The 14,584-nt window shown below is 48.2% G+C and carries 13 protein-coding genes, 1 pseudogene and 1 CRISPR repeat array; of the genes and pseudogenes, 8 read left to right on the top strand and 6 right to left on the bottom strand.

Annotated features, from left to right (window positions below):
• Positions 1-398: 398 nt before the first annotated feature.
• Both A8F97_RS00480 and A8F97_RS00475 read right to left on the bottom strand, forming a co-directional pair.
• Positions 399-1,787, bottom strand: a complete 1,389-nt coding sequence (locus A8F97_RS00480) for a cytochrome P450 (protein WP_015731157.1) — start codon at positions 1,785-1,787, stop codon at positions 399-401.
• Between the two features lie 331 nt (positions 1,788-2,118).
• Positions 2,119-3,105, bottom strand: a complete 987-nt coding sequence (locus A8F97_RS00475; RefSeq protein WP_033072104.1) for a quinone oxidoreductase — start codon at positions 3,103-3,105, stop codon at positions 2,119-2,121.
• Between the two features lie 127 nt (positions 3,106-3,232).
• On the opposite strand from A8F97_RS00475, the gene dnaB reads away from it, so the two are divergent.
• The 8 genes from dnaB (at position 3,233) to A8F97_RS00435 (ending at position 12,774) form a co-directional block, all read left to right on the top strand.
• On the top strand, positions 3,233-4,639 hold the full coding sequence (dnaB, locus tag A8F97_RS00470; RefSeq protein ID WP_014701289.1) for a replicative DNA helicase: 1,407 nt from the start codon (positions 3,233-3,235) through the stop codon (positions 4,637-4,639).
• 41 nt (positions 4,640-4,680) lie between these two features.
• Positions 4,681-5,760, top strand: a complete 1,080-nt coding sequence (alr, locus tag A8F97_RS00465) for an alanine racemase (protein ID WP_033072105.1) — start codon at positions 4,681-4,683, stop codon at positions 5,758-5,760.
• A 175-nt stretch (positions 5,761-5,935) separates the two neighbouring features.
• Complete coding sequence (locus A8F97_RS00460; protein ID WP_033072106.1) at positions 5,936-6,586, top strand: hypothetical protein; 651 nt, start codon at positions 5,936-5,938, stop codon at positions 6,584-6,586.
• A gap of 186 nt (positions 6,587-6,772) precedes the next feature.
• Positions 6,773-8,834: a CRISPR direct-repeat array (repeat unit 28 nt; unit sequence GTTCACTGCCGTATAGGCAGCTTAGAAA).
• Positions 8,835-8,936: 102 nt separating this feature from the next.
• Positions 8,937-9,416, top strand: coding sequence for an Lrp/AsnC family transcriptional regulator (locus A8F97_RS00455; RefSeq protein ID WP_014701292.1), 480 nt, complete (start codon positions 8,937-8,939; stop codon positions 9,414-9,416).
• 251 nt (positions 9,417-9,667) lie between these two features.
• Positions 9,668-10,282, top strand: a complete 615-nt coding sequence (locus tag A8F97_RS00450) for a YitT family protein (protein ID WP_014701293.1) — start codon at positions 9,668-9,670, stop codon at positions 10,280-10,282.
• A gap of 63 nt (positions 10,283-10,345) precedes the next feature.
• On the top strand, positions 10,346-11,539 hold the full coding sequence (locus tag A8F97_RS00445) for an amino acid aminotransferase (RefSeq protein WP_033072107.1): 1,194 nt from the start codon (positions 10,346-10,348) through the stop codon (positions 11,537-11,539).
• A 133-nt stretch (positions 11,540-11,672) separates the two neighbouring features.
• Positions 11,673-12,176 (top strand): M48 family metallopeptidase, encoded by a 504-nt coding sequence (locus A8F97_RS00440; RefSeq protein WP_015731161.1) that lies wholly within the window; start codon positions 11,673-11,675, stop codon positions 12,174-12,176.
• Between the two features lie 118 nt (positions 12,177-12,294).
• The gene (locus A8F97_RS00435) at positions 12,295-12,774 is read left to right on the top strand and encodes an Hcp family type VI secretion system effector (protein ID WP_015731162.1); all 480 of its coding nucleotides are present in this window, start codon (positions 12,295-12,297) and stop codon (positions 12,772-12,774) included.
• Between the two features lie 52 nt (positions 12,775-12,826).
• Here A8F97_RS00435 and A8F97_RS22850 read toward each other — a convergent pair whose 3' ends face one another.
• The 4 genes and pseudogenes from A8F97_RS22850 to A8F97_RS00420 all read right to left on the bottom strand — a co-directional run bounded on the left by A8F97_RS22850 (position 12,827) and on the right by A8F97_RS00420 (position 14,577).
• Positions 12,827-13,231, bottom strand: coding sequence for a DUF1240 domain-containing protein (locus A8F97_RS22850; protein ID WP_025919348.1), 405 nt, complete (start codon positions 13,229-13,231; stop codon positions 12,827-12,829).
• 37 nt (positions 13,232-13,268) lie between these two features.
• Positions 13,269-13,666: pseudogene (locus tag A8F97_RS00430) on the bottom strand (DUF1240 domain-containing protein).
• A gap of 51 nt (positions 13,667-13,717) precedes the next feature.
• Positions 13,718-14,125 (bottom strand): DUF1240 domain-containing protein, encoded by a 408-nt coding sequence (locus tag A8F97_RS00425; RefSeq protein ID WP_033072275.1) that lies wholly within the window; start codon positions 14,123-14,125, stop codon positions 13,718-13,720.
• Positions 14,126-14,172: 47 nt separating this feature from the next.
• Complete coding sequence (locus A8F97_RS00420) at positions 14,173-14,577, bottom strand: DUF1240 domain-containing protein (protein ID WP_033072109.1); 405 nt, start codon at positions 14,575-14,577, stop codon at positions 14,173-14,175.
• Between the last annotated feature and the right edge of the window lie 7 nt (positions 14,578-14,584).

Here is a 14,584-nt window from a genome sequence, read left to right as displayed (position 1 = left end):
CCTTGTTTTAAGGCCGTCTTATTTTAGTACGACCAGTTTTAGTACAATCTGTTTTAGTACAAAAGTGTGCGCCAGCAGATATTTTTTCCCTGATGTGGCTGCTAGGATGACGCCACTGTTTGACACTCGATTGTCGTTTATAGAGTGAACAAACGTCGTGGCAAACATGCCACACGATTTCATCGTCGTCAGGAAATAATAGCCGCATAGCGGCACCTTCGTGACGATCACCACGCTGTACCCTACATACAGTCTGATGAAATTTGCGTAACGGCCACGGCCTTTCAGGCAATAATACCGGCTCTTAAGGAGTCGGTATTATTGCCAGGCTATGTCGTCCAGAAACAAGCTTTCCTGCCTTTATCGACCTTCCACTGACACACGCCATCACGCTTTTTTTATTGCGTCTGTTCGCGCTTGTGTAGCTTCACGCAAAAACCTGATGGTGTCATCGTAAAAGCAAAACTCTCGGTGACGGCCGATGCCGCCTGCTGTGCCTCTACGCGAAAGCCGCTACACAGTGCATGAAAACCCAGTTTGATCTCCATTAATGCTAAAGACCGTCCGGGGCACATACGCGGCCCACCGCCAAAGGGCTGGAGATCGGAAAAAGCCGCCTTTCCGCGCTCAAGCCACCGCTCAGGCATAAAATCATAGGGCTGCTGAAATAGCTCGTCATCAAACCCGCTCGCATTCAGCATTAGCAATAAGGGCGTGCCCTTTTTGATCAGGAAATCATCAATGACGGTGTTCTTGGTAGGCTCAAGGTACAGCAACGGCGCGACGGGCTTAAGCCGCATGGATTCATACATCACAGCGGTGAGCCAAGGCATACGCGGCAACGGCCACGGAAGGATGGCCTCAACACTATCAGTCACCTCTTTACACTCCTGAAAAACGCACGCTTCTACCGAAGGAGCCGAGCAAAGCAAAAAACTCATCCAGGTAAGCGTATTTGCCGTCGTGTCCTCCCCTGCAATAAGCAGCGTAATCGCATTCGCCACAATATCGTCGTCTTTCAGCATCCCGTCTTTTTGCTGCTCAGCGAGCATCACCTGTAGCATATTTTCAGGCGCGTCCAGTAATTGTGGATTGAGCTGGATACGTTGCCGCTGGCGATAAATGAATCCATCCACATACTCACGAATCAGGTTCAGACTCGCATCAAACTGTTTATCTCGCGCCCTCCGAATATAGCGCCATACAGGGAGTGGAGACTCGCAGCGCTCATTAATGATGGGAAATAAGTGACGTAAGCTTTGCGATAGCGGGTTATCACCTTGTTCAAGGGTATTCACGTCCTCACCAAAAGCCAGTAATGATGTGATATCAACCGTATAACGCTTAAATTCATCCACCAGGGCGATCGTTTCCCCAGTTTCAGCCAACATCGTAAAACGGTTAGATAGCCGAGAAGTGACTTTCCTGAGACTCGAATAGAAATACTTCAGATGAGCGGGCTGAAACATCGGTTCCGTCAGTTTACGCTGGTTTTCCCACCGTTCTCCTTCCGATGAGAAAACCCCGTTCAACCCGGCTTCCTGAAAAACAGATTCAATACTGCTGATGCGCCGAAACTCGCCAGGACGGGATTTCATTATGGTGCGAATCCATTCAGTATCGGCAATCACTACCGCTGGCGTAAGCCCCAGCCTTAATCGGTAAAAGCGTCCGTACTGCGCTTTCCACCGCAGCATCTGTAAATGGATGTCACTACGTTTTAAGTAATCAACATGCCCGAGAACACCTCGGGTGGGGGGCATTGGCAGGCGTTTGATGGATCTCATATTCGCATCCTTCTTTATGTATGTTCAAAAGCAGATGAATACATCACCTGTGAAAACAACAATCGAGATAGCGAAGAGGTAGAGAAATAATGTACGGCGCAGAGAACGTGCAAGGCAGAAAATTTGAATCAGCGTCTGAGTCTATGTTTTCGTCAAATCCTACCGCGAGGTGTTTAAAAAACAAACACGTTGATTTGGTTTTTTTGTTAATAAGTAATACTACGGGCAGCCGTCTTTTCTTCTACAGAAGGGCACGGCAAATAAACCGAAGCCCAGCCGAACGAGGAAAGGCAAGGTTACCGTAGCACGCTACGATAACCTTCCTAAACCATTAGCCCGGGATCAACAGGCATGAACCCTGCGTGCTGCGACTTTCTAACGCCCGATGAGCCGCTTGTGCATCCGCTAGTGCGAATTTTTGATTTTGCGGCACGTCTACCGTAATTGCCCCACTGACAATTAATGAGAACAGTTCGTTGCTAGCCTGCTCCAGTTCAGCACGGTTCGTCACATAGCCAAACAGTGAAGGACGCGTCACGTACAGCGAGCCTTTCTGGTTCAAGATCCCCAGATTGACGCCGGTCACCGGCCCAGACGCATTGCCGAAGCTCACCATCAGCCCGCGACGGCACAGGCTATCGAGCGAAGCTTCCCAGGTATCTTTCCCGACCGAGTCATACACCACCGGCACTTTCTTCCCATCGGTCAGTTCTGCGACGCGCTGCGCGATGTTCTCACTACGGTAATTAATGGTCGCCCAGGCACCCGCCTGTTTTGCGCGCTCCGCTTTCTCATCGGAACCTACCGTCCCGATCAGCTTCGCCCCCAGCGCCTTCGCCCACTGGCAGGCAATCAATCCAACGCCGCCCGCAGCCGCATGGAACAAGAAAACGTCATTCGGCTTGATGTCATACGTCTGGCGCAGCAGATAGTAAACAGTCAACCCTTTCAGGAAAGAGGCCGCAGCCTGCTCAAAGCTGATGGCGTCTGGCAGCAGCGCCACCTTCTCCGCCACCACGTTATGCACCTCACTATATGCCCCCAGCCCGGACTGCGCATACACGACGCGATCGCCGACTTTCAGCACGCTCACACCCGCGCCGACTTTCGTTACGACGCCCGCCGCTTCGGTTCCCAGCCCGGAAGGCAAATCAGGCACGGGATACAAGCCGCTACGAATATAGGTATCGATAAAATTAATGCCGATGGCGCGGTTCTCCACCTGAACCTCTCCCGCTGCGGGTTCGGCAGGCATGAAATCCCCATATTGCAACACCTCTGGGCCGCCATAAGCCCGAAACTGAACGCGTTTTGCCATGTTATCTCCTTAATCGTGACAGGTTCATCATTGCTCTATTATGGATATGGATTGTGTTATTTCGGACGTGCGGCATATACAATGCCCTCTTATCCAATGGCAAATCAACCGGTAAAGAATCCGTTTCATGGCAGAGAAAAGACCCACCAATAAATCGAATGAACCCCGTGACCGCCAAATGGAAGGTCTGAAACTTCCGCCACATTCGCTGGAAGCTGAACAATCGGTATTGGGTGGCCTGATGCTCGACAATGAACGCTGGGACAATGTCGCCGAGCGCGTTGTCGCCAACGACTTCTATAACCGCGCCCATCGCCTGATCTTCACCGAAATGCATCGTTTGCTGGAAATGAGCAGACCGATCGACCTGATTACGCTGTCCGAATCGCTCGAACTGCAAGGCTCATTAGAATCCGCCGGTGGCTTCGCCTATCTGGCCGAGCTGGCAAAAAACACCCCAAGCGCCGCCAACATTGGTGCCTACGCCGACATCGTGCGTGAGCGCGCCGTCGTGCGTGAAATGATCTCCGTCGCCAATGAGATCGCCGATGCGGGTTACGATCCACAAGGGCGTAGCAGTGAAGATCTGCTTGATTTGGCCGAATCCCGCGTCTTCCAGATCGCTGAAAACCGTGCCAGCAAGGACGAAGGTCCGAAAAGTATCGATCGCATTCTGGAAGACACCGTTTCCCGTATCGAACAGTTGTATCAGCGCCCGCACGACGGCGTAACTGGCGTCTCTACTGGCTATCAGGATCTGGACAAAAAGACTGCAGGCCTGCAGAAATCCGATCTGATCATCGTCGCGGCGCGTCCATCGATGGGTAAAACGACCTTCGCCATGAACCTGTGTGAAAACGCGGCGATGATGCAGGATAAACCCGTACTGATCTTCAGTCTGGAGATGCCCGGCGAGCAGATCATGATGCGTATGCTCGCGTCTCTGTCTCGCGTGGATCAGACCCGTATCCGTACCGGTCAGCTCGACGATGAAGACTGGGCGCGTATTTCCAGTACCATGGGGATCCTGCTGGAAAAGCGCAACATGTACATCGATGACTCTTCCGGCCTGACGCCAACCGACGTCCGTTCCCGCGCTCGCCGCGTGTTCCGTGAACATGACGGCCTCAGCCTGATCATGATCGACTACCTGCAATTGATGCGCGTGCCGTCATTGTCGGACAACCGAACGCTGGAAATTGCAGAAATATCTCGCTCACTCAAAGCGTTGGCAAAAGAATTACAGGTTCCGGTCGTCGCCCTGTCGCAGCTTAACCGTAGTCTGGAACAGCGCGCCGATAAGCGCCCGGTCAACTCGGACCTGCGTGAATCCGGCTCCATCGAGCAGGATGCCGACCTGATTATGTTTATCTATCGTGACGAGGTTTATCACGAAAATAGCGATCTGAAAGGTATCGCTGAAATCATTTTGGGGAAACAGCGTAACGGCCCGATTGGCTCCGTTCGTTTGACCTTTAACGGGCAGTGGTCGCGCTTTGATAACTATGCCGGCCCACAATATGACGATGAATAACGCAGCGCTCAGCAATGACAACACTGCACTAAGGACCAAGAATGAAAACGGCAACCGCCGTCATTAGTCGGCGTGCGTTACGCCACAACCTGCAACGTATCCGCCAGCTAGCGCCTGGCAGCCAGGTCGTTGCCGTCGTGAAAGCCAATGCCTACGGCCACGGCATGATCGAATCCGCTCATACCTTCTGCGATGCTGACTGCTACGGCGTCGCACGACTCTCCGAAGCATTGGCGCTTCGCGCAGCGGGCATTACCAAACCGATTGTCTTGCTGGAAGGCTTTTTCTCCGCTGACGATCTCCCGCTTCTGGTTGAGCACCAGCTAGAAACTGCCGTTCACAGCCCCGAACAGCTTGCCGCACTGGAGCAGGCCACGCTGTCACAACCGGTACGCGTGTGGATGAAGCTCGATACTGGCATGCACCGTCTCGGCGTTCTGCCGGAACAGGCCGACGCGTTTTGGCAACGCCTGACTGAATGCCGCAATGTCGTGCAGCCGGTCAATATTATGAGCCACTTTTGTCGTGCGGATGAACCCGAAGCCGGAACCACCGAACGCCAGTTGGCCTGCTTCGATGCCTTTACACAGGGCAAACCCGGCGCACAGTCCATCGCCGCCTCCGGTGGCATTCTGCTATGGCCGCAAGCGCACCGCGATCGCGTTCGCCCTGGCATCATTCTCTACGGCGTGTCGCCGCTGGATAACGAAGACGCCGCTCATTTTGGCTTTCAGCCTGCCATGACTTTTACCTCTCACCTGATCGCCGTGCGCGAACACAAAGCAGGGGAAGCCGTTGGCTATGGCAGCACCTGGACCAGCCCGCGCGATACGCGCCTGGGTGTCGTGGCCGTTGGCTATGGTGATGGCTACCCACGCTGCGCGCCAGCGGGTACACCTGTGCTCATCAACGGGCGCGAAGTGCCACTTTCTGGTCGCGTATCGATGGATATGATCACCGTTGATTTAGGACCAGAGGCGCAGGATAAGGTGGGTGATGAGGCTATTCTCTGGGGGCCAGCGCTATCGGTTGAGCGCATTGCCGCACACACGGGCGTCAGCGCCTATGAGCTGATTACCCGCTTAACACAGCGTGCCACGTTGGAATACACGGATAATTAATAAAAAATCATAATAATACATATACTCCAAATAATTCGAGTTTCAGGAAGGCAGCAAGAGAGGGAATCCCGATGAGCTTACACAAGTAAGTGATTCGGGTGAGTGAACGCAGCCAACGCACATGCAACTTGAAGTATTACGAGTATATGATCTATTTTGTGTAAGGATGCACCAGATGCCTCAACCGCCCCGTTTTTTCGGCCCTATCCTTTACTATGCGGCAAGCTGGCTTGCCGCATCCGCTATCCTGACGCTGTTTGCGCTCATTAATTTTTATACGCTGGAACCGACTGATGTTGGTGGCACACTGTTTGGCGGTATGTTCGGTGCGATATTCGATCTGATTTACTGGTCTTGCGCCGCGTTAGGGTTCTGCTTTCTGGCGCTCTTTCGACTCTCGGGATGGCGTGTTGCCTTGATATTAGCAGGGCTGGTGCAAATCGGTATCAGCGCACTATGGCGTATTCAATACTGGCAGGATTATGAAAATGAGGAACTGATACTTTCTCCGACGCCTGGCGAACTGCATGTTTCCATATTGGTGGGCGTAGCGATGACCACTATCGGCATCGTGAAATATCGGCACGCCCAGCACAATTCGAGACCTCATAGCCCAGTGCGGAGCAAAACCGTTACCCAAAAAACGCGCTCCACAAACACAATCACCGCCAAAACAATCGCCGCATTCGTACTGATCGCGCTTTATCTGGTACTCCCACTGCATCTCTATCTGCGTGAACCTTTACCCTACTGCGCCTTTAGCCCCAGCGGGCAGCAGCTAAGTATCTGTCTGGGAGAGGATGACGAACGGATCATTGTGGAGTGATGCAGATTGGAACAGGCCGAGACAAAGAATAAAATCTACAACGCGCTTCCTCCAAGACCCTTTTTTAACGGCTAGTCGTAATTTACTGATTTTTAATCACCTACAGCCTCGATTGTAAAAAAGGGTTTTTCCGAGAAAACAGGGTATTCGCTTTAATAATCTGGTAATTAGCATAAAACTCTTACGGTTCACTGCCGTATAGGCAGCTTAGAAACGCAGGAAGAATCTTTTATAACATAAACAGAATGTTCACTGCCGTATAGGCAGCTTAGAAATTAACTTCATCGAGCACGCCCAGCAGTTTAGCGTTCACTGCCGTATAGGCAGCTTAGAAACTAAGCACGGCTATTAATTGCCTTATTCCAATGTTCACTGCCGTATAGGCAGCTTAGAAATCTGAAACGCTAAACGGCGTAACGTGCACTAAGTTCACTGCCGTATAGGCAGCTTAGAAATTAGCGACTGCAACGCTAATTAATAATAGGATGTTCACTGCCGTATAGGCAGCTTAGAAAGTTAACAGTAAATTCACCGTCACGGTAATAGTGTTCACTGCCGTATAGGCAGCTTAGAAATTCCACGTGACCCAATATAGAACTATCAGAGTGTTCACTGCCGTATAGGCAGCTTAGAAATATGCTAACGGCGCTCGTACTCTCTTGGATTTGTTCACTGCCGTATAGGCAGCTTAGAAAAGTGCTGGATGACGTCACGCTCGACGTTATTCGTTCACTGCCGTATAGGCAGCTTAGAAAGTATATGATGACCATAAAGGCGTGTTAGAAGTGTTCACTGCCGTATAGGCAGCTTAGAAAACGGGTCGTATGCAAATTCGTTAAGTGAGTCGGTTCACTGCCGTATAGGCAGCTTAGAAAGACATGCAAACCCGTCAGCGTGAAGTTGCTGCGTTCACTGCCGTATAGGCAGCTTAGAAAACCGTTTCCCAGGCTGTTATGCAGTTAATTAAGTTCACTGCCGTATAGGCAGCTTAGAAAATAACGGCATGTGCCAGATCAACGGCATCTGAGTTCACTGCCGTATAGGCAGCTTAGAAATTGGGCAATGGGCAGTGCGCCCGTTGCTCGTCGTTCACTGCCGTATAGGCAGCTTAGAAATAGCGCCCCGCTGCCTGCACTAAAGGTTCACTGCCGTATAGGCAGCTTAGAAAGCTCATCACTGCGCCGTGTGCGTGTTTATCAAGTTCACTGCCGTATAGGCAGCTTAGAAAATCACCCTCTACCGCCGCCGCGACACGCACCAGTTCACTGCCGTATAGGCAGCTTAGAAAGTTTATCTCGACGGGCATTGTATCCTTTGTATGTTCACTGCCGTATAGGCAGCTTAGAAATCTTACGCGTGAGGCATACATTGATATCCTATGTTCACTGCCGTATAGGCAGCTTAGAAAACAGTCTAGTACTGACCTCTCCGGTTGAAATGGTTCACTGCCGTATAGGCAGCTTAGAAACTCTTTCGACCACACTGAATACGCCAGCGATGGTTCACTGCCGTATAGGCAGCTTAGAAAGGCTGCGTTCTCCGATACCAGATGACCTGAATGTTCACTGCCGTATAGGCAGCTTAGAAAAAGGTGCGAAAGCCACAGCGTCATGAAACCAAGTTCACTGCCGTATAGGCAGCTTAGAAATTTTGAGGCCAATCACATTCTGAAGCTTAAATGTTCACTGCCGTATAGGCAGCTTAGAAAAGCGCAGAACCACCCACGCTAACCCGCGAATCGTTCACTGCCGTATAGGCAGCTTAGAAAATAAATTACGCCGGTTTGAGTCCTGACAAAAAGTTCACTGCCGTATAGGCAGCTTAGAAAACGGATGACCGAGTGACCGGCGACGAATACCAGTTCACTGCCGTATAGGCAGCTTAGAAAGAGAGCGGAACGATGTGATCCACCGCCCTGTCGTTCACTGCCGTATAGGCAGCTTAGAAAAGTCGGCTCAATTGGCACCAGCGCCCAACCTTGTTCACTGCCGTATAGGCAGCTTAGAAATTGCCTACATACCATAAATTACGTCTAGCTGAGTTCACTGCCGTATAGGCAGCTTAGAAACGGTAAGCAGATAAAAATTTATGGCGGAAAGGGTTCACTGCCGTATAGGCAGCTTAGAAAGCAATGCGTGGGGCGGCATGGTATTGAAAGAAGTTCACTGCCGTATAGGCAGCTTAGAAAGGGCGCGCTGTCATGCTGCGCATCGAGCCAGCATTCACTGCCGTGCAGGCAGCTTAAAGAACAAAACGTTTCGGAAATCAGCGATAAAAAACTCATAGGCAACGCGGCTTAAAAAGCTGGTAGTCTGTTTGACTGACTATCTGACACTGTTTAGGGAACGCGATGTACAACATTGATGATTTCGATCTGAAAATTCTGACGCTGCTGCAAACCAATGGCCGCCTGACCAATCAGGAACTGAGTGAGTTGGTCGGGCTTTCCGCCTCACAGTGCTCCCGCCGCCGCATCGCGCTGGAACAGGCACAACTGATCCTCGGCTATCATGCCCGACTGTCACCGAATGCCGTTGGTCTGGAATGTCTGGGGTTAATTGAGGTGCGGCTGATCAACCACACCAGCGAATACGTTGAACGCTTTCACCAGATGCTAGGGGAAGTGGATGCGATTATCGATGCCTATAAGACGACGGGTGATGCCGATTATCTGTTAAAAGTCGCCGTCGCGGATCTGCCAGGGCTCAGCACGCTGATTAGCCAGATTCTGTCGCAGAACAAGAGTGTCGCGCATCTGAAAACCTCAGTCGTCTTGAACCGCCTCAAAGAAAACGGTTTGGTGACACCGGAACCCCCTGTGTTGCCCTAAACTGGGGCAATAGTGCCTATTTGGTGCATAGAAATGAATTATTTACGCAATAAAAGACATTTATTTGCACAAAAAAACCAATAAATATAAATTTAACGCACGAATCGCGCATTATTTTCATCTATATAATTCAATACGTTGCTCTTATTACCGCAGGTCTTTCGCGAAAACCAGCCGCTAAGCGGTATCATCTGGTGTGATTCTTGCTTGGGTAAGCACATATTTTTACGACCATCTGTTGAGTGCTCACCATGGATAACGTTATTCCCACACAAAAAATATCACATACGCGACTGGAAGATGTGCTGGCGATACTGATCGGTACGCTGATGGCATCGTTTGGTATCATCCTACTGCGTCAGGCAGGTGCTCTCACCGGTGGCACTGCTGGTATCGCTTTTCTTGTCCACTATCTGACAAACATTTCCTTTGGCGTCGCGTTTTTCCTGCTGAACCTACCTTTCTATTATCTGGCCGTGCGTCGCATGGGGTGGGAATTCACGGTGAAAACATTTAGCGCCGTCGGCTTAGTTTCTTTATTTTCCGATCTGCACCCGCTTTTCGTTCATTTTGATCGGCTCAATCCGTTTTACGCCACGCTGTTCGGCAACATCATCACGGGCATAGGCTTCATTGTGCTATTCCGCCATAAGGCCAGCCTCGGTGGCGTTAACGTCCTGGCGCTGTACCTTCAGGACAAATACGGCCTGCGAGCGGGAAAATTCCAGATGGGTGTTGACGTTGTCATTGTGCTGACTTCCCTGTTCGTGGTAAGCATATCGATGCTGATTGTTTCGATTCTGGGAGCAACCATTCTGAACTTGATTATTGCGATGAATCATCGCCCCGGCCGTTACGCGGCCTGATTGTCCCCCACCCTCGTCGGGGTTACGGTGCCCATAAAATGACACACTCAGGAGAGCCACACTGTGTTTCAAAACGTTGATACCTATGCCGGAGATCCTATCTTGTCTCTGATGGAAAAATTCAAACAGGATCCAAGAGCAGATAAGATCAATTTGAGTATCGGGCTCTACTACAACGAGCAGAATATTATCCCGCAACTGCGCGCCGTCAGCGCGGCGGAAAACAGCCTGCGCCAGCCAGTTCAGAGCGCGAATTCCTATCTGCCAATGGAAGGACTACAGCCTTACCGTAGCGCGATCCAGCATCTGCTGTTTGGTGAAAGCCACGCGGCGCTGGCAGCGGATCGCATCGCCACCATCCAGACGCTAGGCGGCTCCGGTGCGCTGAAAATCGGTGCAGATTTCCTGAAACGCTACTTCCCGGATTCAGAGGTGTGGGTCAGCGACCCTACATGGGAAAACCATATTGCGATCTTTGAGGGCGCGGGCTTTAACGTTCATACCTATCCGTATTTCGATGGCGAAAGTCTGGGCGTGAAATTTGATGCCATGCTTGCCACCCTGCAAACGTTGCCAGCACGCAGCATTGTGCTGCTGCACCCATGCTGCCATAACCCGACCGGTTCTGACCTCACCACCGAACAGTGGGATCGCGTCATTGAAGTCGTCATCGCACGTGAGTTGATTCCATTTATGGACATCGCCTATCAGGGCTTTGGCCTCGGGATCGAGCAAGATGCCTATGCAATTCGCGCCATTGCCAGCGCGGGCGTACCGGCACTGATCGCCAACTCATTCTCCAAAATTTTCTCCCTCTACAGCGAACGCGTCGGCGGCCTTTCCGTGGTGTGTGACGATACCGACAGCGCACTGCGAGTGTTGGGTCAGTTAAAAGCGACGGTACGCCGCAACTACTCTTCCCCACCAAATTTCGGCGCTCAGGTGGTTTCTAAAGTCCTGAACGACGCGCAATTGAACGCCGACTGGAAAGCGGAAGTCGAAGAGATGCGCACCCGTATTCTGAGCATGCGCCAGGAGTTGGTATCAGCCTTGAAAAATGCGCTGCCGAACCGCAATTTCGATTACCTGCTCACTCAGCGCGGTATGTTCAGCTACACCGGTTTCAGCCCGGAACAGGTTGACCGTCTGCGTGAAGAGTTCGGCGTTTACCTGATCGCCAGCGGCCGTATGTGCATGGCGGGGCTGAACCACAGCAACGTCCAGCGCGTCGCGGCGGCTTTCGCCGCCATTCAGTAAACCGTAAAATGATAAAGCCACAGGTTTAACCGACTCACCGTTGTGAATTCGCTTAACGTGTGGCTTTTATTTTCGCTTAGCCGCTGTTACGGTTAGGGATTCGTTTCTTTGTATTGTACTAATCAGAACGTTCATGACTACGTTACGCTACCTAAATGGTTATCCCCCTGCGATTGTCGCACAAGCTCAAACCCTCGTTGAGCAAGGCAAGCTCGGCCTGTGGCTGGAAAAAAGATATCCCGATCGCCATCACATCCAGAGTGATAAGTTGCTCTATCAATTTGTCGCAGAGTTAAAGCAGCGATATTTGAAGAATGCGCCTGCGATATCCAAGGTGCTTTACGACAATAAACAGAATCCGATAAAAGGGACGCTGGGCACCAATACCTTTGTGGCACGTGTACAAGGTGGAAAATTAAAGTCCAACAACGAAATTAGAATCGCGACGCTATTTCGTGACGGGCCAGAAGATTTCCTACGCATGATCGTGATACACGAACTCGCCCACCTCAAAGAAAAAGATCATAACAAGGCATTCTACCAACTCTGTTGCCATATGGACCCTGACTACCATCAGTTGGAATTTGATATGCGGATCTGGCTAAACTGGCGAGAGATGAATACGACTTCGGCATAAACCCTCCATTTATGAGAGATCGCTTTGCTTTGATGCCACATTAACCGTATTATTTCCGGGCTGACGGCCGATATATTATCAGTCAGCTTATTTATAATTATTTTCATAAGGATTTGATATGGCTAATTTGATTTATGCCAGCATTAATGGTCAAAAACAGGGTTTAATATCATCCGGTTGCTCAACGCTTGACTCAATTGGCAATCGCTACCAAACTGGTCATGAAGATCAAATACAAGTATTAGGCTTAAACCACAGTATCAGCCGCGATCAAAATGTTGCCCATCACCCAATTAATTTTGTTAAGCCAATCGACAAATCGTCCCCATTATTAGGGATGGCAATCTCTTATAATGAAAAGGTGGATGTCACATTCTATTTTTACCGCGTCAATTCCGCAGGGCAATTAGAACTTTATTATGAAGTTACATTAACGGATGCGAACATTGTCGATGTCACCTGTGTCTATCCGCACGTCATCGATAACAATGAAATCATGCCGTATGAAAAAGTCCAGCTAAAATACAAAACCATCGCATGGAACCATAAGATTGCAGGAACATCGGGTTACAGTATCTGGGAGGAAATGAGCCTCTAGGATTTATGACCTTTGATAACAAGCACATCTTATTCGTTGTGCTTGTTAGTTATCATTTATCGCAAAGAGTGATATCTTTCACATATTTATTGGGATCCATCCAGGATATTTTAGGGCAGGTTTTATACCCCTGATGACTAAGGCTGTATGATATATACGATGATGAAAACAAACTAACCACAGCACCGAAGATAAGAAACTTAACCAACCACTCGCCTAATTTATTATTGATCTTCACATGCTCATTTTTTATCGCAGAAAAAAAACAAGCATATGAAAAATAGAATGACAACGGTACTCCAAAGATAGCAACCCCAACTCTCCATGAAAAAACAATCACATCATTTGATTTAAAAAATGATAAATACTCACTTAAAGAAAACCAAGTTCCCCAGCAGGAAAGGCATAAAATAAAAACAGAAAACGCTCCAATAAATGGTCTATTTACTTTAACCACGAATAACTCCATATTTAATCATAAAATAATTATCAATCTATTCTTTACAAAGAATAATATCTCTTACATATTTACTGGGAGCTATCCATGAGTTCTTGGGACAAACTTTATAACCCTGAACATGAAGACTATAAGAGATATACATAGATAAAATCAAACTCACCACGGCACCAAAAATAGCAAAAATGACCAATGCATTTGAGATTTTATCATTCATTTTAATCGGTCTATTTTTCATCGCAGAAAAAAAGCCAAAACAAGAAAACTGGAACACGATTGGAACGAGAAAAATTATCACCCCGAGTTTCCATGAAAATGAAACAACATGACTCAGATTAAAGAAATCAATATAGCCGCGTAAAGAGAACCATCCTCCCCAGCATGAAATAATAAAAACTGAATATATGAAAAAAACGGTCTATTTATCTTAACCACGATTGATTCTTCCTTGGTAGGAAAATAAAAACTACTAGATATTTTTGTTATTTACCATTCATCACAGAGAGTAATTTTTTTCACATATTTATTGGGAGCCATCCAAGAGTTCTTAGGACATAATTCATACCCATAACTTCTAAAATTATAAGATATGTAGAAAGATGAGAACAAACTAATGATAGCACCAACTATCATTATTATAAATAACCCCCCTCCAAGTTTATTATTTATTTTCGCCACTTCATTATTTATTGCAGAATAAAAAAATAAATATGAAAAATAGAATAGCAAAGGAGAACCAAATACCATTAACCCAACTTTCCATGAAAAGACTATCGTGTCATTTAACTGTAAAAAATCCAAATATGAATTAAAAGAAAACCAACCAGTAAAACATGTCAATAGAAAAATAAAAATTGCAAATGCGCCCACTAATGGCCTGTTAACCTTAACCACGGCTGTACCTCCCCCAAGCATGAAAAAGCATATTCTCTTATCATTATTTATTCTTTACAAAGAACAATATTTTTTACATATTTATTCGGAGACATCCAGGACGTCTTAGGACAGACTTCATACCCTAGCTCATTTAGGCTATAAGAGATATAAAGAGATGAAAAAAAACTAATCACAGCCCCCAGAATAGCAAATATAACCAATACATTTGAAATTTTATTATTCATTTTAATAGGCTTGTTTTTTATCGCAGAGAAAAGGGAAAAATGAGAGAATTGCAATACTATAGGCACTAAAAAAATCATCCCCCCCAGTTTCCATGAAAATAAAACAACATCGCTTAGATTAAAAAAATCAATATATCCGCTTAAAGAAAACCATCCACCCCAACATGAAAGGATAAAAGCAAACAATGAAAATGAGAAAAATAATGGCCTATTTATTTTAACCACGACTGAC

It is taken from the genome of Pectobacterium parmentieri (assembly GCF_001742145.1).
GTDB classification, from domain to species: Bacteria; Pseudomonadota; Gammaproteobacteria; order Enterobacterales; family Enterobacteriaceae; genus Pectobacterium; species Pectobacterium parmentieri.
The sequence above is the reverse complement of the archived record's forward strand: the minus strand, read 5'-3'. Positions and strand labels throughout refer to the sequence as shown.

What these genes read in the sequence shown, in the direction of transcription:
- A8F97_RS00455 (WP_014701292.1), top strand. Translation starts at nt 8,937, where the DNA reads ATGTACAACATTGATGATTTCGATCTGAAAATTCTGACGCTGCTGCAA.
- A8F97_RS00480 (WP_015731157.1), bottom strand. Translation starts at nt 1,787, where the DNA reads ATGAGATCCATCAAACGCCTGCCAATGCCCCCCACCCGAGGTGTTCTC.
- A8F97_RS00475 (WP_033072104.1), bottom strand. Translation starts at nt 3,105, where the DNA reads ATGGCAAAACGCGTTCAGTTTCGGGCTTATGGCGGCCCAGAGGTGTTG.
- A8F97_RS00435 (WP_015731162.1), top strand. Translation starts at nt 12,295, where the DNA reads ATGGCTAATTTGATTTATGCCAGCATTAATGGTCAAAAACAGGGTTTA.
- A8F97_RS00450 (WP_014701293.1), top strand. Translation starts at nt 9,668, where the DNA reads ATGGATAACGTTATTCCCACACAAAAAATATCACATACGCGACTGGAA.
- A8F97_RS00440 (WP_015731161.1), top strand. Translation starts at nt 11,673, where the DNA reads ATGACTACGTTACGCTACCTAAATGGTTATCCCCCTGCGATTGTCGCA.
- A8F97_RS00460 (WP_033072106.1), top strand. Translation starts at nt 5,936, where the DNA reads ATGCCTCAACCGCCCCGTTTTTTCGGCCCTATCCTTTACTATGCGGCA.
- alr (WP_033072105.1), top strand. Translation starts at nt 4,681, where the DNA reads ATGAAAACGGCAACCGCCGTCATTAGTCGGCGTGCGTTACGCCACAAC.
- dnaB (WP_014701289.1), top strand. Translation starts at nt 3,233, where the DNA reads ATGGCAGAGAAAAGACCCACCAATAAATCGAATGAACCCCGTGACCGC.